This is a genomic window from Myxococcus sp. AM009 (genome assembly GCF_013372605.1).
GTDB classification, from domain to species: domain Bacteria; phylum Myxococcota; class Myxococcia; order Myxococcales; family Myxococcaceae; genus Myxococcus; species Myxococcus vastator.
Genome location: NZ_JABXEP010000060.1, coordinates 1 through 18,632, shown reverse-complemented (window position 1 = coordinate 18,632; position 18,632 = coordinate 1). Strand labels below are relative to the sequence as shown.

Below are 18,632 nucleotides of genomic sequence, written 5' to 3'. Positions count from 1 at the left end.
CTGGGGTGGGGTGGAACAGAGGAGGGCATGAATGGCCTCGCGGAAGTCGTGGACCTCTCTTCCATCCGGCTCATCGGCACGGCGGTGACGCCCGCGGTGATGGTGTCGGCGTGTGGCATCGTGGCGACGGGGTTGGACAACCAGATTGCGCGCATGACGGCGCGCATCCGGGAGATGGCGCGGGAGTGGCGGCTGCTGCCGGAGGGGCACACCCGGCGCGCGGTGCTGCGCCAGGAGGTCGCCATCCTGGACCGGCGGCACGCCATCCTCGCCCGGGCGATTGCCTTCACCTACACGGCGCTGCTGGCCTTCGTGGTGACGTCGCTGCTGTACCTGACGAAGCGGCAGACGCAGGTGCCTGAGACCCTGCCGGTGGTGACCTTCGCGGTGGGTGTGGTGCTGCTGGGCGCGACGGCGCTGCTCGTGTTGGCGTCGCTGCGGCTGAGCCGGCGGGCCATCAAGCTGGAGCGGCAGGAGCTCTTCGACTGACGGCGCTCAGGACAGGCCGCCCGCGGAAGGTCCCTCTTCTTCCTCCTCGGCGTAGCGCCGGTCCTCGTGTCCATCGTCGGCCTGCTCCAGGCTGGCCTTCACGCCGCTGAGCGTGCGCAGCAGGTCCAGCGGGATGGGCAGGATGGTGTGGTTGCCCCCAGAGGTAATCTCCACCAGCGTCTGGAGGTAGCGGAGTTGGAGGGTGGCCGGGTAGCGCCCGAGGACCTTGGCGGCCATGGAGAGCTTCTCGGCAGCCTGGTGTTCGCCCTCGGCGGCGATGATTTTCGCGCGGCGCTCGCGCTCGGCTTCGGCCTGCCGCGCGATGGCCCGCTGCATCTCCGAGGGCAGGTCGATGTGCTTCACCTCCACGTTGGACACCTTGATGCCCCACGGGTCGGTGCGTGCGTCGAGCACCTGCTGGATGTCCTGATTGATGCGGTCGCGCTCGGAGAGGAGCTGGTCCAACTCCACCTGGCCCAGGATGGAGCGCAGCGTCGTCTGGGCGAGCTGGCTGGTGGCATAGAGGTAGTCCTCCACCTGGAGCACGGCCTTGTCCGCGTGGATGACGCGGAAGTAGACGACGGCGTTGACCTTCACGCTGACGTTGTCCCGGGTGATGACGTCCTGTGGAGGCACGTCGCGGGTGACGGTGCGCAGGTCGATGATGACCATGCGCTCCACGAAGGGGATGAGCCAGCGGAAGCCCGCGCGTTTGAGGCCCACGAACCGCCCGAGCCGGAACACCACGCCGTTCTGGTACTCGTTGACGATGCGCACCCCGGACAGGAAGAGCAGGAACACGATGGCGACGGGGATGAGCACTCCGAGCAGTCCGGTCCATTGCATCATGTCGGTACCTCGTCGACGAAGAGGGTGAGCCCTTCCATTCCGCGCACCACGACGTGCGCGCCGGAGCGGATGGGCGTGGTGGAGGTGGCGAGCCAGCGCTCTCCGTGGATGAACACCTCGCCACGCTCCGGTGTCACCGGGGCCAGGGCGGTGCCGCGCTCCCCCACGAGCCCCAGGTCGCCACCTCGCTGGGGAATCCGCCGCGTCTGCGCGCTCCGGTAGGCGACGTAGGCCGCCGCGCCCGCCAGCGCCACGGTGGTGGGCACCAGCCACGTCCACGACACGTGGAAGGAGCGGTCCACGAACCACTCCGGGTCGAAGCGGTCCACGAGGAACAGGCCGCCCAGGCCCAGCAGCACCACGCCCGCGGCGCCGAGCAATCCACTGGCGACGAACAGCTCCGCGATGATGAGGGCCGCGCCCACCAGCATCAGCAGCACCGCGCCCGCGCGCACTGGCAGCGCGGAGGACGCCACCAGCGCCAGGACGAGCGCCACCGCGCCGATGAGCCCCGGGACGATGGCGCCCGGGTGTGACAGCTCCACCACCAGCCCCAGCGCGGCCACCAGGAACAGCAGATAGACGATGCCGGGGTTGGCGAGCGCGTGCACGGCGCGCTGGGACAGCGTGGGCTCCAGCGTGACGAGGTGGGCATCCTGGGTGGAGAGCCGCACGGACTCACCACCCGCCACCGTCACGCGCCGCCCGTCCGCCTGCGCGAGGAACTCCGCTTCGGTGGGCGTGACGTACTCCACCACGCGCAGCGCCCGCGCGTCGTCCGCGGACACGCTGACGCTGTCGCGCACGGCGGAGGCGGCCCACTGCGCATTGCGGCCCCGCTGCTGGGCGATGCTCTCCGCGAACGCGACGGCGTCGTTCTCCACCTTGCGGGCCAGTTGCTCGCCGCCCACGGCTTCCGGAGACTGACCGGAGGGGCCCACCACCGGATGCGCGGCCCCGATGTTGGTGCCCGGCGCCATGGCCGCGACGTTGGAGGCCAGGGTGATGAAGACGCCCGCGCTGCCCGCGTGTGCGCCGGAGGGGCCGACCCAGACGAGCACCGGGACAGATGACGCCAGGAAGGCCCGGACGATTTGCCGTGTGGCCTCCAGCGAGCCGCCGGGGGTGTCCAGCCGGACGAGCAGCGCGTCATGTCCCGCGGCCCCGGCGCGCGCCACGCAGTCGGACAGGTAGCCGCTGGTGCCGGCGTCGACCACGCCCTCCAGGTCGCAGCGCGCCACGGTGGGCTGACCGGTCGTCGTGGGGGCCTCGGCCGCGGACGCGAGCAGGCCCGCCATGAGGACACACAGGAGGGCCGGGCCCGCGAGTCGCCATCGTGCCCGTGCGTGCATCTCACACCCCCTGGAGGCTGGCGGGGTTGAAGGAGACAGGGACGATGCCGCGCGGCGGCAGCGGGCGCACGGCGGCCAGGTGCTTGAGCAGCCGCAGGTGGTCCCTCAGCATCCGGGGCATGAGGAAGTGCTGACGCACATGCTCGTGTCCGCGCGCGCCCAGCAGCCGGGCCTCGTCGGGACGGCGGAGCAGGTGGAGCATGGCCTCCGCGCACTCCTCCACGGTGTCCACGAGGAAGCCGCCGGTGCCCTCGGGCATCTGAATGGGAATGCCGCCCACGCGGCTGCCGACGACGGGGGTGCTCTTCCACAGCGACTCCGCGACGACGAGCCCGAAGCCCTCGCGCAGGGACTTCTGGACGACGACGTCGGAGAAGGCCTGGAGCGCGTTGACCTCGATGTTCCCCACGCCGACCAGGTTGGTGAGGATGTGGATGAGGCTGTCGCCCGCGGTGGCGGCGCGGAGCTCTTCGTACACCTCCCAGCCCTCCGGGTCGTCCAGGGCCAGTGAGCCCGCGAGCGCGAGCTGGAGGTCGGGGACGTGGGGGCGCACGCGCTGGTAGGCGCGGACGACGCCGAGCGGGTCCTTCCACCGGTCGAAGCGGCTGACCTGGGTGATGAGCGGCCGGTGGGTGCGGATGCCAATCCACTCCAGCACGTCGCGCGCGAGTGACTCATGCAGCGGATGGTTCTTGGGGCTGAGCGGGTCGATGGCGGGCGGGTAGATGCGGACGTCGGAGATGGGGAGCCGCGGTGGAATGAACTCTTGCAGGGTGAAGATGGCGGCGTCGTAGGCGTGCAGGTAGGGCGACAGGAAGTCCCAGAAGGCCGGGTTGGGGTGCGAAGTGTCGATGTGGCAGCGCCATATCCAGCGCGCATCGAGATGGGGGCTGAGCGTGGCGAGCACGGCGGGCTGCGGGTCATGGACGAAGACGAAGTCGTAGTTCTCCGAATCCGAGACGAGCCGGTGGGCGTTGAGCTGGGCGTTGGCCAGGTAGGTGGCCTTCTCGGACTCGGTGAGCTCGCCGGGCGCGCCTTGCAGGCCGTTGTGGATGCGCTTGGTGACCTGGAAGAAATTGTCGTCGCCGTGGATGAGCTTCCAGTCCGTGACGAGGCCCAGGTCGTTGTAGAGCGGGACCAGGGAGCGGAGGATTTCGGAGACGCCGCCGCCGTAGGGCGTGGCGCTCAGGTGCATGCACCGGGCACCGCGCAGGTCCTCGGAGAGCCGGTGCAGTTCGTCGAGGATTTCGTCGGGAGCAATCCCTCGATAGGTGGCAAGCGAACGCTTGCCGACGTCGACGACGTCCAGCATGGCCTCGGCCTCCCAGGTGCGCGCTCCAGGCAACGGTGCGCATGGGCCGCGGCATCATCCCGCGCCCTGTGTCCGCCAGGCTGCTGTCCGGCCCTGGGGGCAAGCGCCCGAAGCCGTGCCCGGGCATCCGCTGGTGGACGCGCGAAGTCGTCGACAGATTGTCGCTGGAGGGCACGCTCCCTGGGGCCCGTCCGCGACTCGATTCGGTAAGGAGGCTACATGCGTCGTGCCGTTCTCATTGCCCTGGGCCTGGCGGTTGCCGCGCTTGCCTGCAAGACCACGCAGCCCGAAGGAACGGAGGACCGTCAGCCTTTGATGGGCCCGGACCAGATTCGCGAGCCCGTGCAGACCGTGGCGGACTCCCCCGCCGGCCCCGCGACGCCCCTGCCGGAGACCGACGCGGGCACGCCGGAGACCGACGCGGGCACGTCGGCGGAGTAGGCAGGGGCAGGGCTGTGTTGGTTGAGTCTTGGTATCGAGCGCTCCGCACGTCCGCGGGGCGTCGAGGCTCTCACATCTGGGGTCGCGGCCGCGCCATCATGAAGCTTCCACTGCGACAGTGGATCACGTCGGCCAGAAGGACTGCGGCACCCTCTACGCCTTGGGAGAAGGCGTAGAGTCATACTGCTGCATCAGGTGTCGATGCCTGGAGCCCTCATGCGCCGCGTGGTTCTTCTTCTCTCGTGTCTGTCGCTATCGGCGTGCTCGCTGTTTCAGCGCCCATTTCGCCCCGAGCGCGCACCGCCCGAGGAGTCGGCGAGGTTCGTGTTTCCCTTGGGCTTTCCTCCGGGGGAGCACACCTTCATTCCAGCCACCCTCTCCACCGCGGTCGGGCTGGCGATGGATGACTTCTTGCCGAGGGGCGCGAAGCCTCCCAAGGACCCGACACCCGATGAGGTGTGCCTCGCGCAGCGAAGTTCATACGACGTGTTGGCGAAGGCGCTGTCCGACAGCGTCGTGTTGGTTTCGCCCAAGGCGGGGGCCTGTGTTCAAGAAGGCCTTGCCCTGGATGTGGGCGCGACGTACGCGGTCGATGTGGACGGCTGGCGCATCCTGGCCGTTCAGCGGTGAGGCACGCGGAGGGAGTCACGGTGCGGACGACAGTCTACCTGGCGGAGCGGGTCTGGACGTTGGATGCGGCGCGGCCACGGGCCCAGGCGCTGGCGGTGCGGGATGGGCGGCTGTTGGCCGTGGGGACTCGCGAAGAAGCGGAGGCCGCCGCGGGGCCGGATGCGCGCCGTGTGGACCTGGGCGCCGCCACCGTGGTGCCGGGCCTCGTGGACGCGCACGCGCACATCCACGGGCTGGGCCGGAGCCTGACGACGGTGCGGCTGGAGAAGGCGGGCTCGGTGGATGAGGCCCTCCGCCGGCTGACCGAGGCGCCCGCCTCCAGCTTCCAGGGAGACTGGCTGCTGGGAAGAGGCTGGGACCAGAACGAGTGGCCCGGTGGCGCCTTCCCGGGCCGCGAGGCGCTGGACGCGCGCTTCCCCTCGACGCCCGTCTTCCTCACCCGGGTGGACCACCACGCGGCCTGGGTGAATGGCGAGGCGCTGCGGCGCGCCGGCATCACCCGCGACACGCCGGACCCGGAGGGGGGCCGCATCCTCAAGGACGCGCACGGCGAGCCCACGGGCGTGCTGGTGGACAACGCCATGGACGGGGTCGCCGCCGCGATGCCTCCGCCTTCCACCGCGCAACTGGAGACTCGGCTGCGGGCCGCGCTGACCCGCTGCGCGCAGGTGGGGCTGACCGGCGTGCACGACGCGGGCATGGAGCGGGATGCCTTTCGCGTGCTCCAAGCGTGGGACGCCGCGGGCACGTTGCCGCTGCGCGTCTACGCGATGGCGGCGGGCCAGGGCGACGAGCGGCACGCATACCTGGAGCAGGGCCCGTGGCAGGGGCGGATGCTGGCGATGCGCTCGGTGAAGTTCCTGGCCGACGGCGCGCTGGGGAGCCGCGGCGCCGCGCTGCATGAGGACTACTGCGACGAGCCAGGACAGCGGGGCCTGTTGCTGCTGCCACCCGAGGAGCTCGCCGCGCGCGCCCAGGCCTTCATGTCCCGGGGCTTCCAGGTGTGCATCCACGCCATTGGAGACCGTGCCAATACCTTGGTGCTGGACGTGCTGCTGCGCGGCGCCGCGGAGACGGGCACGCAGGCGCTGCGGCACCGCGTGGAGCACGCGCAGATTCTCCGGCGCGAGGACCTCCTCCGTCTGGGGGCCGCCGGGCTGGTGGCGAGCGTGCAGCCCACCCACGCGACCAGCGACATGCCGTGGGCGGAGTCGCGGTTGGGCCGCGAGCGGCTGAAGGGCGCCTATGCCTGGCGCAGCCTGCGCGACGCGGGCGCGCACCTGGCGCTGGGCAGTGACTTCCCCATCGAGAATCCGGACGTGCTGGCGGGGCTGCACGCGGCGCGCACGCGGCAGGACACGGCGGGCTGGCCCGAGTCCGGGTGGAGGCCGGAGGAGCGGCTGACGGCGCGCGAGGCGCTGGAGGGCTTCACCACCGGGCCCGCCTGGGCGTCCTTCGACGAAGCCCGGCGCGGCAGGCTGTTCCCAGGGTTGGACGCCGACTTCGTGGTCCTGTCGGAAGACCCGCTGGAGGGGCCCGCCTCGGCGCTGGTGAAGGCCCAGGTCCTCGCCACCGTGGTCGCTGGCGCGGAGGTGTACCGCGCGCCGTCCGTGGCTTGAGCGCGGCGCCTCCCGGTTCAATCGCCGAAGATGTGCGAGCGCGCCGCCTCGGCGATGGTGACGACGGCGGGGTGGCGAATCTTCCGCTCGACGGTGATGGCGTAGAAGCAGGTCTCGATTTCGTCGGTGCGCCCGATGACGGAGCAGTTGAACTGACGCTCCACCTCCGCCTCGATGGCGCTGGGCATGGCGAAGACGCCGTGCCCGCGCTGGCCGAAGGCCTGGAGCAGCGCGCTGTCATCGAAGTCCCCCGCGATGACGGGGCGCAGGCCCTTGCGCTCAAACCACAGGTCCATGGAGCGGCGCGCGGAGGACTCGTCCGACGGCAACAGCACGGGCGCGCCATCCAACGACTGAGGGAAGTTCTCCTTGAGCTCGAGCAGCTTCCCGGCAGCGAAGAAGGACACGCCACACTTGCCGAGCAAGTGATTGAACGAGCGCACGCTCACGGGCTCCGAGCTGGGCGCGTCCGCGAGCACCACGTCCAGCTCATGCAGGGCCAGTGAGGCGAGCAGCTGCGGCAGGGGGCCTTCGCGGCAGATGATGCGCAGCGATGGGCCCGCCTCCAGCGCGGGCTTGAGGAGCTGCTCCGCCACCAGCTTGGGGATGACGTCGAGCACGCCGACGTTGAGCCGCAGCTGCTGTCCGGGCGGCAGGCCGGAGACGACGTTCTTCAGCTCATTGCCCAGGCGGAAGATTTCGTCCGCGTAGCGCATCACCGTGCGGCCCACGTCCGTGAGCACCAGCTTGCGGCCCTGGCGCTCGAACAGCTTGTGGCCCAGCGACTCCTCCAGGAGCTTGAGCTGGCTGCTGATGGTGGGCTGCGCCAGGTGCAGCTCCTCGCCCGCCTTGGCGATGCTGCCCGCCCTCGCAACCGTCCAGAAGTACAGGAGGTGGTGGTAGTTGAGCCAGCTCATATCCATAGAGATAGCCGAAGTATGTCAGTTAAACTACCTAATTTTCTTATGGAGCCCGGGCCTTTAATTTCCTCTGCGTCGCGCCGTCGTGTGGGCGCGTCCAACCGGAGGAGGTCCATGGAAACCATCAGCCTGAACGTGTCCGTTGAATCCCCTGAGCTCGTGGTTGCGGCCGAGGTCGTTGAAGCGCGCGTCCGTGGGCACCTGGAGTTGGTGCGGCGGTTGGCGTGGAAATACCGGTGGACCGGCCTGTCGATGGACGAGCTCGTGGCGGAGGGCAACGTCGGGTTGATGGAGGCGGCGGGGCGGTTCGAGGAGCGCGGGGTGCCGTTCGGGGCCTATGCCAGCCAGTGGATTCGCGCGCGCATCCGCGCCTACGTGGGCCGCAACTGGAGCATGGCGGGCGGCCGGGCGTCGTGGGTGGTGTTCCAGCTCCGGCGGGAGCGGGCGCGGCTGGAGGCCCGGTGGGGGGAGGGCCACCCGGAGGTGGAGCGGCGTCTGGCCGAGGCCCTGGGGAAGCGGGAGGACGAGGTGGCCCGCGCCATGGAGGCGCTGTCGCGGGACGTGTCGCTGGACGCGCCGGTGTCGCCGGACTCGGAGACCACACGGCTGGAGGGGCTGATGGCGGACACGGACTCGCAGGAGGACCTGGTGGACCGGGCGAAGTGGGCGCGGCGGCTCCGGGCGAGCGTGGATGAGGCCTGGCCGGAGCTGGACGCCCGGGAGCGCGCGCTCGTGGAGGAGCGGATGCTGGCGGAGGACGGGGTGAGCGCGGAGCTGCTGGCGCGCCGCTTCGGGGTGACGGCGGTGCGCATCCGGCAGATCGAACAGGGCCTGCGGGTGAAGCTGCGCCACAGGCTGACGGCCGGCCTCACGTCCTGGGACGGGGAGGCGATGTCCCTGGCGGCCTGACGCCCGCCTGCCCGGGCGGCGGAGAATGCAGTTGACGGAGGAGGGAGGGGCTCGCTATGAAGGCGCCGTTCCGCGCGGTGCCCCTTACGCCCAGGTAGCTCAGTCGGTAGAGCAGGGGATTGAAAATCCCCGTGTCGGTGGTTCGATTCCGCCCCTGGGCACTCAGCGGACATGAAGGCCTCTGGACCCAAAGTCCAGAGGCCTTTGTCGTTTCCGGCGCCGCGCTTGCTCGCGGACCCACCGAGTCTCCAAGCCACGCTCGCGCTCGTGTGCGTCTGGACAGGTGTGCCGCGCGGCCCCAGGTTGCGTCCAGCCGCGGGAGTGGAAATGACACGGGCACGACCTGCTGGGTGGGGATAAAGATCGCGGATGCTTGAAGTGGCTTCGGGGAATGCCCGCTCCACGCTGGGGCGGTGGCTGACGGATGCCCTGCTCCGTGAGGAGGCGGGTGAGGACCTCTACGAACAGGGCAAGGACCTGCTCGCCCGGAAGCGGGTGCTGTCCGTCCAGACACAAGGGGAGGTCGTCGAGGGGACTGTCGCCGTGGGGCGCCAGGGGCCGTACTCGGCCCGACTCTCGGCGAGCGGCGAAGGGGACGTCTTCTCCTGCGAGTGCGCCGACTTCCTGGCGCTGTCGTTCTGCAAGCACCTCGTGGCCGTGGGGCTCGCCTGGCTGCGCCAGTCGGACGAGGCGCTTGTCACCGGACGTCCCGACACCAGCGCCGCGCTTCGTGCCTGGATGGAGGCGCACCAGGTGGCTCACGCGGGGCTGGACCCCATCAGCGTGCTCGGCTCCCACCTGCCGGATGCCCTCCGGCGGCATGGGGCCCTCCAGCACCTGTCGAACACCTCCATCGAGACTGTCCTGGAGAGCGTCGTCGCCCGGGGCTACCTCAACGCCCATCACCGGGCCCTGCTGGAGGACGCGGCCTGGGGCCATGTGTGCAGGGAAGCGGAGCGGGTGCGCCAAGGCTTGGAGCGGGAGCAGGACGCCGCGCCGCGACCGCCGCCCACGGACGTCCGGCTGAAGCCGCTGATGGAGGCGCTCCTCCAGGAGCGTGAGCGCCTGCGCGCGCGGGTGCCTCCTCGCGTGCTGGAGACTCCACCGGCCATCCTCCTCCGGGAGCGCCCCGCGCGGCTGCTCGTGTCGGAGACGGGCGCGTTGCCAGCCCACCCCCTGCTCTCCGATGCGCACTTCCAGGGCGTCATCGTGGAGCCCCATGCGCTGCTGGATGGCGGGGCGGGGGTCCGCTGTCGGTGTACGCGGGGCTCCGGCGCCGGCTGCGTGCACGCGCTCACGGCGCTGGACGCGGTGCTGGACTCGCTCACCCAGGACGCCGATGCGGCGCGCAACGCCCGGCTGGCGGAGCTGCTCTATGTCGTCCCCGGGCAGTACATCCTCAAGACACTGGAGGACTCTTCGCTCGCGGCTCCCGCCGAAGACGCGCCCGAGTCCCAGGTGAGCTTCCGTCTGGAGCAAGGCACGTCGCTCGCCTTCACACTCCGCGCCTACCTGCACCGGCCGATGAAGACGGGGAAGCTCTCCAAGGGGACCCAGATGGGCTGGAGGGACCGGCCGGCGGCGCTCGCCCTGCTCACCGCCCCCGGCGAGCGCGAGGCGCTGGCCTTGGTGGAGGCGAGCGCCTCGTTGGCGTCATCGGGATTCAGCTTCAATCCGTCCGCGGAGGAGGGGCATTGGGTGCTGCTGCTCCAGGCGCTGCGGGCGTTGACCCATAGCGCGCGGCTGCACCTGGCGGAGCGTCCCGACGCGCCACTCCAGGTCCGCGAGGCTCCGCTGGGCTTCCTCTTCGAGGAGCAGGATGACGGGACGCTGCGCGTGCGCCCCGCCGTCGAAGGCGCCGCTGTCCAGATGGGGGACCTGCATCCGCCCACGTCCGCGGCGAGGACGTCCCAGCCGTGGTTGCTGTTGGAGCGGGAGGTGCCTCGCGTCACTTTGCTCGCCGTGGCGCCGGAGGCGGGTGAGCTGCTCGCGACCCTGCGCGAGACGGGGGCGCGGCTCCCAGCCTCCGCGCGGGGCGACTTGCTGTCGCGGCTGTCCGGGCTGGAGGCCCGCGTGCCGTTGACGCTGCCGTCGTCGATGGAAGGGGCGGAGGTCGAGCCCGAGCGGGGCCTGTGGGTCCGGCTCCGGCCCGTGGGCGAGGAGGCGCTGGAGGGGACGGTGCTGGCCCGGCCGCTCCGGGAGGGGCCGCTGCTCGTGCCTGGAGAAGGCGCGCCCGTGGTGCGCGGGGTGCGTGGCCGCCAGCGCGTCCGGGTATCGCGGAACCTGGCGGCGGAGCGCGCCGAGGCCGCCGTCCTGCTGGAGCGCCTGGGGCTGCCTCACGGCGCCCTCCGCTTCACGCGGGGGGATGTGGCGTCCAGCCTGGCCTTGCTGGAGGCGCTGGCGCCCTTGGATGACGGGGAAGGGGTGCGGGTGGAGTGGGCGCAGCAGCAGCCCTGGCGGGTGTCCAGCACGCCCGACGCGTCGGCGCTGCGGGTGAAGGTGGGGAGTGGGCAGGACTGGTTCGGCGTGGAGGGAGAGCTGAAGGTGGACGGCGAGCGCGTGGCGCTGGCGGTGCTGCTGGAGGCCGTGCGCCGCCGCAGCCGCTACGTTCGGCTCGGGCCGGGGCGTTGGATGCGCCTCACCGATTCGCTGCGCGAGCGGCTCGCGCCCCTGGCCGACCTGACCTTCCCCACGCGCAAGGGCCTGGAGGTGAGCGCGGCGGCAGCGCCCGTGCTGGACGGACTGGAGGAGGCGGGCGCGCGGGTGCAGGCGCCACCGGACTGGCGCAAGCTGGCCACCCGCATCCGGGAGGCGCAGGCGTCGAAGGTGGCGGTTCCCCGGAAGTTGAAGGCGGGACTGCGGGACTACCAGCGAGAGGGCTTCGCGTGGATGGCGCGGCTGGCCTCATGGGGCGGTGGCGCGTGCCTCGCGGATGACATGGGCCTGGGAAAGACGCTCCAGGCGCTCGCGCTCTTGCTGCACCGCGCGGCCGAGGGCCCGGCGCTGGTGGTGGCGCCCACCTCCGTCTGCTTCAACTGGGCGCGCGAGGCGGCGCGCTTCGCCCCCTCGCTGCGCATCCACTCCTACCGCGAGTCGGAGCGCGAGGCGCTGCTGGAGGTGCTGGGGCCCGGGGACGTGCTCGTCGCCAGCTACGGGCTGCTGGTCAAGGATGCGAAGCGCTTCGAGGACGTGTCCTTCGCCACCTTGGTGGTGGACGAAGCCCAGGCGGTGAAGAACCCGGACACCGCGCGCGCCCGCGCCCTGCGCACCGTGAAGGCGGACGCGCGCGTCGCGCTGACGGGCACGCCCGTGGAGAACCGCCTGTCGGAGCTCTGGAGCCTCTACGCGCTGCTCTTCCCGGGGCTGCTGGGCAGCCGTGAGTCCTTTCGTTCACGCTTCGCCGTCCCTATCGAGCGGGACAGGGACGCGGGGGCCCGGGACTCGCTGGCGCGGGTGGTCCGTCCCTTCCTGCTGCGCCGCACCAAGGGCGAGGTGGCGCGCGAGCTGCCCGCGCGAATCGAGACGGTGGTCTCCGTGGCCCTGAGCGCGGGCGAGCGCCGGCTCTACGACGACGTGCGGCTGGCCGCGCTGGCGCAGGTCGGGGATGCGCCTGGGATGGACGCTCGCTTCGAGCTCCTGGCCGCGCTCACCCGGCTGCGGCTGGCTGCGTGCCACCCTCGGCTCGTTGACGAGGACTCGGCCCTTCCGTCCTCCAAGCTGGAGCGGCTGCTGGAGCTGGTGGACACGGTGCGCGCCTCGGGGGGCCGGTCGCTCGTCTTCAGCCAGTTCGTGAAGCACCTGGCGCTGGCGCGCGAGGCGCTGGCGGCGCGAGGCGTGTCCATGCAGTACCTGGATGGGCAGACACCGCCGACGGAGCGGCAGGCTCGCGTGGAGGCCTTCCAGGGAGGGCAGGGTGACTTGTTCCTCATCTCGCTGAAGGCGGGAGGCACGGGCCTCAACCTCACCGCCGCGGACCACGTCATCCACCTGGACCCCTGGTGGAACCCCGCGGTGGAGGACCAGGCCACGGACCGGGCACACCGCATCGGTCAGACGCGCCCCGTCACCGTGTCCCGGCTCGTCTCCGAGGGGACCCTGGAGGAGGCCATCCTCGCGCTCCACGCGCAGAAGCGAGAGCTGGCCGACAGCCTCCTCTCCGGAGCGGACGGGGGCGCCGCCCTCTCTCCCGAGCAGATCCTGGCGCTGCTGCGCTTCGGCGCGGCTGGGGAGGCGTGAGGGGGCGGTTCTGGGGACTTCGGAGCCCGCGGCCGTCCTGGGCTTCGTGGCCGCGATGAAGCGAGACCTCCGAGGGTGTTCGCACCTTCGGAGTGGGCGAATGTGGAAATTTCCCTTCGAGTAGGACCGGGCGTGGATGTAGATATCAACGCCATGTGCACTTCAGTAACTGCACATGGACTTCACACACGCGCCCTGCGGTTTCTCGGAGTAAGGAGGGACCCATGAGTGCTGCCCGATTGGAGCCAGGAGTCCCGCGATGAGCTACGCGGTCAAGGAGCTTTTCTACACGCTCCAGGGCGAAGGGGCTCAAGCCGGGCGCGCGGCGGTGTTCCTCCGCTTCACGGGGTGCAACCTCTGGAGTGGCCTGGAGCGCGACCGGGAAAAGGGCGCCGGCGGTTGTTCCCGTTGGTGTGATACCGACTTCGTCGGCATGGATGGGCCATGCGGAGGCCGGTTCTCCTCAGCGGTGGCTCTGGCGGAGGCTGTCGCTGCTGCCTGGCCGCACTCGCATGCCGCGGGGCAAGCGCCCATGGTGGTGTGTACGGGGGGCGAGCCGTTGCTTCAGTTGGATGCCCCGTTGATTGATGCGCTGCACGCCCAAGGATTCTTCGTGGCCGTTGAAACGAACGGGACACAGCCCGTTCCTTCATCCGTGGATTGGATCTGCGTGAGCCCCAAGGCTGGAAGCACGCTGGTCCAGCGCTCGGGGAATGAGCTCAAGTTCGTATTCCCCCAACCGGGTTTCGACCCAGATCTCTTCGTGGAACTGGAGTTCGCGCACTTCTTCCTTCAACCCATGGACGGGCCGACGCAGGCGGCCAACATGGAGCGAGCGCTCCATTACTGCCTGGAGCATCCTCGCTGGCGGCTGGGACTGCAGATGCACAAGGTCGCGGGAATCCGCTGACCCTTGCGGTGCGACGATGACAGACCTCCACATCATCGCGAGCTGCACGGACCGTAAGAACCTCCCCGTGCCCGATTCACTCCGCCTTCGCAACGCGAATGCCGCGGACATCGCACAACGTGCGCGCGCGTGGTGGAGACAACTGGAGACGAGTACCTCCGAAACAAGAACCGCCGATGCTCTCTATGCCGGGGAACACTGGAGTGTGGTTCTCAGCCTTTCGGAGGTTGCCAAGGCCATCGGATTCACGCCGAACCTCTGGGTCGTATCCGCAGGCTATGGGCTCATTCCAGGAAGTGCGCTGATTCGGCCGTACTCAGCGACTTTCTCCCGGGGGCACTTTGACTCCGTCGTCCACGATGCCGCGAGACGCGACACGGCCGCGCAACTCAAGGTCTGGTGGAGAACGCTCGCCACTTATTCCGGACCCAGTCGAAGTTCCGCACGAAGTATCAGTCAACTGGCGACTGAGCAGCCGCAGTCGAACGTGCTGATTGTTGCTTCACCCCTCTATGTCGCCGCAGTCGAAGACGACCTCGCTCAGGCGGCCTCTCGGCTCCAGTACCCTGAGCGCTTGGTGATCGTGTCCTCACTGGCACCGTTGGCCAGCGGGGGCTTGGCCAGGCACTGGATACCTTCCAGCGCCCAGCACCAATCCCGCTTGGGCGGTTCTCGGCTCTCGCTGCATGCCCGTGTTGCTCGGGAGATTCTCCAGTCGTCACGCACGCCCTTTTTGAACGCAAGAACGCTCCAAGCGAAGTACGAGCGTTTGATTGAGCAGAGTGCTCCACTGCGGCAGTACACGCGAAAGCCGCTGACAGATGCTGAAGTGCGCATCTTCATTCGCAAGGCACTGTTGCAAGGAGCAAGCTCGTGGAGCGCGTCGTTGCGCATGCTGCGGGCTCAGCAACTTGCTTGTGAGCAAAGCCGATTCAAGAGTCTGTTCTTCCAGGTCCAGGGGGGATCATGAAGAAGGTCAAGCGCAAAGTCATCGAGCGTCGTGCCATTCGCGTCATCCAGACGCCACAGCATCCACTGTTCCTTTTTTCGTTGAGTGCCAAGGAACTGCTGCAGGTGGCGGAGGTTTCGCGTGTGTCCCGCGACTCTGAGGGACGCCTTCTCGGGTATCAACGGCCCGAAGTGAAGCGGCACGTTCGCAACATCGTCGATTACCTTGATAGTGAAGAGGTGATCTTCCCCAACTCCATCATCCTTGCGCTCTCGTCATCGATTGGGTTCAAGAAGGTGCGAGGGCCTCGGGTCGATGACAAGTGGGCTGAGGCTGGGATGTTGAGCATCCCCGTGCCTCGGGCAGGGCAATCCAAGCCCGCTTGGATTGTGGACGGGCAGCAGCGGGCATTGGCGCTATCTCAGTGCCGGCGACAGGATCTTCTGGTCCCTGTGAATGCCTTTATCGCGGATGAAGTTGACCTCCAGCGTGACCAGTTCTTGCGGGTCAACAACACCAAGCCGCTGCCTCGTGGCCTCATCACGGAACTTCTTCCGGAGGTGTCAACCCTCCTGCCTCCGAACCTGGCGGCGCATAAAGCCCCAGCAGCTCTCTGTGACTTGCTGAACCGAGATCCGGAATCGCCCTTCAGGGGGCTTATTCGCCGCCCGTCAATGGATGCGATTGCGCGTCGCAGCGCGATTGTAACGGATATGGCGGTGGTGAAGATGATCAAGGACAGCTTGTCGGGGATGACAGGCTGTCTCTTCCCCCATCGAAATGTCGCTACTGGAGAGACGGACTTTGATTCGGTCCATCGCGTTTTGCTCCTCTATTGGACGGCGGTGAAGGACATCTTTCCTGGGGCGTGGGGGCTCCCACCAGCGCGGAGCCGCTTGATGCACGGGGCAGGCATCGGCGCCATGGGGCGACTGATGGATAGAATCATGAGCAACATCGACATCACGGATGCTCAGGCACCGCGATTGGTCCGCTCGGAGCTCTCGCGGATTCGTGCAGTATGTCGTTGGACGGATGGGCAATGGGACGAAACAGGGATGGCGTGGAATCAAGTCCAGAATACGCCCCAGCACATCCGCCTTCTTTCAAACGTTCTTCTTCGTGCGTACACGACTAACCGCCGGACGGCAGCGTGAAGTTCTTTTTCCCCGATAGCCAGGACTTGATTGACCCAAGCTTTGACTTCGTGCGTGAACGGCGGTCGACGACACGCAAGCGGCAGAGAGATGACCTCTATGCCCACGAAGTCTTTGCTTCGACACCCTTTGATGGGTTTCTGGTTTCCAAGGGCATCGTGGACGGGTATGGCGCGCTCGGCAGTCGCTACACGCTCGCGCAACGCCACAGGTTGCTGCGCTTGGGCGCCCCTGAATTCTTCCGCATTGACCAGGCCTCCCGGAAACTCTCGATCATGGGCGACTGTGGTGCATTCACCTATGTGAAGGAGGATGAACCGCCCTATTCCGTAGAGGAGGTGCTCGACTTCTACGGGAACTGTCGTTTTGACTATGGGCTCTCGTTGGACCACGTCATCCTGCTCTACAAGCCAGAGGCAGATGCTCGGGGTGCATCCAGAGACCTTGTTCCCGAGGCCATGCGGGCGCGGCGGGAGTTGACGCTGCGGCTTGCGAGGGAGTTCCTTCAGAAACACAAGTCTGGGAAATACTCCTTCGAGCCCATGGGCGTCGCCCAAGGATGGAGCCCGATGTCCTATGCGAGTTCGGTCAAGGACCTGCAGAAAATGGGGTATCGCTCAGTCGCACTTGGAGGAATGGTTCCGCTGAAGACGCCAGAACTTCTTTCGTGCCTCCAGGCCATCCATGACGTCGCCAAGCCAGGACTGCAACTCCACTTGCTGGGGATTACCCGGACCGAACATCTGAAGGAGTTTGCCAGGTTGGGTATCACGTCCTTCGATAGCACTTCGCCCCTGCGGCAGGCGTTCAAGGACGACAAAGATAACTACTATACGCCCGGGAAAAACTATACGGCGCTTAGAATTCCGCAGGTCGAGGGTAATCCTGCACTACAGCGGAAGGTCTCCTCGGGTGAGGTGTCTCAGGATGTCGCACGAAGGCTGGAGAAAGCCTGCCTCGAAGTCATGAGATTGTTCGATGCGGGCCAGCGTTCGGTGGAGGAGGCGCTTTCGGTACTGATGGAGTACGAGCGCTTCTATGATCCGGGTTCAAAAAAAATGCATGAAGCGGCCTACCGGGAAACGCTGACGGATGCCCCCTGGCGCAAGTGTCCCTGCGATGTCTGCCGCGAATTGCGCCACCACGTCGTGCTCTTCCGCGGTGCCGAGCGGAACCGTCGGCGCGGGTTCCACAATGTCTGGACCTTCCATCGGCAACTCGAGAAGCAGCTCGGACTGCGCCAGGGCAGTGCCGCCTGAAGACAACGAACTGAATCGGACCTGCTATGCGAAACGAATTGAGGCTTCCCGCCATTGAAGTGAAGCAGTCCCCGGGGAAGACGCTGTACACGTTTGCAGTTGATGGGAAGTTGGTTCCCAAGTTCGCGGCGATCTCACGGGTTCGGCGCAAGGATGATGGGGGGTTGACGGGATATCAGCGCCCCGAGGTGCTCTCTCATATTGATGAGATACGCAACTATCTGGAGAGTAGCTCACCCATGATCCCTAATGCCGTGGTTGTTGCTTTCGACTCACGGGTGAAATTCAGGCCAGACCCCAAAGCGCTGGGCTCTAAGTATGCTCGCCCCGGAATTCTCTCTATACCCTTTGAGGAGGATGCTTCAGACGACAAGAAGCCGGGGTTTGTGGTTGATGGACAGCAACGATTGGCGGCCATCCGCGAAGCGCTCATTGAGGAGTTCCCTGTCTGTGTGACGTCGTTTGTCACGGATGATGTGAGCCAGCAGACCGAGCAGTTCATCTTGGTCAACTCGACGAAGCCCCTGCCTAAGGGGTTGATCTACGAACTGCTCCCGGGGACGAGTGCTCGCCTTCCGTCCGCGTTGGATCGGCGCAGGCTCCCCGCGTTGCTGCTGGAACGTATGAACCTGGACGAAGGCTCCCCGCTGCAGGGGATAATTCAAACGGCCACGAATCCGCGTGGGCTCATCAAGGACAACTCGATCCTCCGTATGCTGGAGTATAGCCTGAACGACGGCGTACTCTATCGGTTCAGTTTGTCCGAGGACGGGCCTCCCGACGTTGAGAAGATGCTGGAAGTCCTCCACGCCTTTTGGACGGCCGTTAAGGAAGTCTTCAAGGCTGCGTGGGGGTTGCCTCCAAAGAAGTCGAGACTGATGCATGGCGCAGGCATCATCAGCATGGGACTGCTCATGGACGCCATCAGTGATCGATACCGTGATCGGCGCCATCCGAGCGCTGCGCAGTTTGCTACAGACTTGCTTCCCTTGAGAGATATCTGCAGGTGGACGACAGGATTCTGGGACTTTGGTCCTGGGCAGCAACGGAAATGGAGTGAGGTTCAGAATACGTCGAAGGATATTGAGTTGCTTACCAACTACTTGATGGTTCAGTACAAGAGCTTGGTGTGGTCGCGTGCGGCGTTGACTGCGGAGCCGCCCAATGCAAAGGCAGATAGAATGCGCAAAAAGCGTAAGTGAAAATGTGCTGGCCAATGAGCGTCTCGCGGTACGGCGGCATCAGCGCTCCACGCCGCCTGACCCCAGTCTACTGGCCCCCGGCGACACGCTCACGTACGCTCGCCGAAGGGACAAAGAAGTTCCGCCTGCGCGATGCCCCCAGTTGCTCGCGGACGTGTTCTAGCGACGGAAGTCGACGGCAAGCCCGTCAGGAAGACCGTAACCGTCCGGTGGACGTCGTGCCAGGAGGCTTGATGGCGGACGAGGACCGTGCTCGGCGAGCGCCTCGACGGTGTCCTTCCGGCAGACGTGCGTGAAGGGCCCTGATGCCCCCCGGTACCGTCCTCGGCCCATTGGAGCGGACCGGGAGAGAGACGGTGGCGAGAGGCAGTATCGCAGCGGAAGAGTTGGAGGCGTTG

At 67.6% G+C, this 18,632-nt stretch carries 15 protein-coding genes and 1 tRNA gene; 12 read left to right on the top strand and 4 right to left on the bottom strand.

Annotation, left to right across the window (positions count from 1 at the left end):
• Positions 1-27 precede the first annotated feature (27 nt).
• Positions 28-489, top strand: coding sequence for a DUF2721 domain-containing protein (locus HV824_RS16790; protein ID WP_176418749.1), 462 nt, complete (start codon positions 28-30; stop codon positions 487-489).
• A 6-nt stretch (positions 490-495) separates the two neighbouring features.
• On the opposite strand, the gene HV824_RS16785 is transcribed toward HV824_RS16790, so the two are convergent.
• The 3 genes from HV824_RS16785 to HV824_RS16775 are packed head-to-tail and all read right to left on the bottom strand — an operon-like array spanning position 496 to position 4,002.
• Positions 496-1,335: a slipin family protein gene (locus HV824_RS16785; protein ID WP_176418785.1), complete on the bottom strand. Its 840-nt coding sequence runs from the start codon at positions 1,333-1,335 to the stop codon at positions 496-498.
• Positions 1,335-2,690, bottom strand: coding sequence for a nodulation protein NfeD (locus HV824_RS16780; RefSeq protein ID WP_176423730.1), 1,356 nt, complete (start codon positions 2,688-2,690; stop codon positions 1,335-1,337). Before HV824_RS16780 ends, HV824_RS16785 begins: the two co-directional genes overlap by 1 nt.
• Position 2,691: 1 nt before the next feature.
• Complete coding sequence (locus HV824_RS16775) at positions 2,692-4,002, bottom strand: glycosyltransferase (RefSeq protein ID WP_176423729.1); 1,311 nt, start codon at positions 4,000-4,002, stop codon at positions 2,692-2,694.
• A 219-nt stretch (positions 4,003-4,221) separates the two neighbouring features.
• Between HV824_RS16775 and HV824_RS16770 the strand changes: the two genes are divergently transcribed.
• The 3 genes from HV824_RS16770 to HV824_RS16760 all read left to right on the top strand — a co-directional run bounded on the left by HV824_RS16770 (position 4,222) and on the right by HV824_RS16760 (position 6,692).
• A complete protein-coding gene (locus HV824_RS16770) occupies positions 4,222-4,443 on the top strand; it encodes a hypothetical protein (RefSeq protein ID WP_176418752.1) in 222 nt (73 codons plus the stop codon).
• Between the two features lie 216 nt (positions 4,444-4,659).
• On the top strand, positions 4,660-5,073 hold the full coding sequence (locus HV824_RS16765; RefSeq protein WP_176423728.1) for a hypothetical protein: 414 nt from the start codon (positions 4,660-4,662) through the stop codon (positions 5,071-5,073).
• A gap of 20 nt (positions 5,074-5,093) precedes the next feature.
• Positions 5,094-6,692 (top strand): amidohydrolase, encoded by a 1,599-nt coding sequence (locus tag HV824_RS16760; RefSeq protein WP_176423727.1) that lies wholly within the window; start codon positions 5,094-5,096, stop codon positions 6,690-6,692.
• A gap of 17 nt (positions 6,693-6,709) precedes the next feature.
• Here the strand turns inward: HV824_RS16760 and nhaR are convergent, their stop codons facing one another.
• Positions 6,710-7,609 (bottom strand): transcriptional activator NhaR, encoded by a 900-nt coding sequence (gene nhaR, locus HV824_RS16755; RefSeq protein ID WP_176418786.1) that lies wholly within the window; start codon positions 7,607-7,609, stop codon positions 6,710-6,712.
• A gap of 117 nt (positions 7,610-7,726) precedes the next feature.
• Here nhaR and HV824_RS16750 point away from each other — a divergent pair, with 117 nt between their 5' ends.
• The 8 genes from HV824_RS16750 (at position 7,727) to dbpB (HV824_RS16715) (ending at position 18,234) form a co-directional block, all read left to right on the top strand.
• Positions 7,727-8,521, top strand: a complete 795-nt coding sequence (locus HV824_RS16750; protein WP_176423726.1) for a sigma-70 family RNA polymerase sigma factor — start codon at positions 7,727-7,729, stop codon at positions 8,519-8,521.
• 88 nt (positions 8,522-8,609) lie between these two features.
• Positions 8,610-8,682 (top strand) — tRNA-Phe (locus HV824_RS16745).
• 208 nt (positions 8,683-8,890) lie between these two features.
• Complete coding sequence (locus HV824_RS16740; protein ID WP_176423725.1) at positions 8,891-12,757, top strand: DEAD/DEAH box helicase; 3,867 nt, start codon at positions 8,891-8,893, stop codon at positions 12,755-12,757.
• A gap of 259 nt (positions 12,758-13,016) precedes the next feature.
• Positions 13,017-13,667, top strand: a complete 651-nt coding sequence (gene queE / locus HV824_RS16735; RefSeq protein ID WP_176423724.1) for a 7-carboxy-7-deazaguanine synthase — start codon at positions 13,017-13,019, stop codon at positions 13,665-13,667.
• A gap of 67 nt (positions 13,668-13,734) precedes the next feature.
• Entirely contained in the window at positions 13,735-14,637 is a 903-nt protein-coding gene (locus HV824_RS16730; protein ID WP_368738068.1) for a hypothetical protein, read from the top strand.
• Positions 14,634-15,773: a DGQHR domain-containing protein DpdB gene (dbpB, locus tag HV824_RS16725; protein WP_176418759.1), complete on the top strand. Its 1,140-nt coding sequence runs from the start codon at positions 14,634-14,636 to the stop codon at positions 15,771-15,773. Before HV824_RS16730 ends, dbpB (HV824_RS16725) begins: the two co-directional genes overlap by 4 nt.
• The gene (gene dpdA, locus HV824_RS16720) at positions 15,770-17,032 is read left to right on the top strand and encodes a tRNA-guanine transglycosylase DpdA (protein ID WP_176423722.1); all 1,263 of its coding nucleotides are present in this window, start codon (positions 15,770-15,772) and stop codon (positions 17,030-17,032) included. Before dbpB (HV824_RS16725) ends, dpdA begins: the two co-directional genes overlap by 4 nt.
• Before the next feature lie 26 nt (positions 17,033-17,058).
• Entirely contained in the window at positions 17,059-18,234 is a 1,176-nt protein-coding gene (dbpB, locus tag HV824_RS16715) for a DGQHR domain-containing protein DpdB (RefSeq protein WP_176423721.1), read from the top strand.
• The last annotated feature ends 398 nt before the right edge of the window (positions 18,235-18,632 follow it).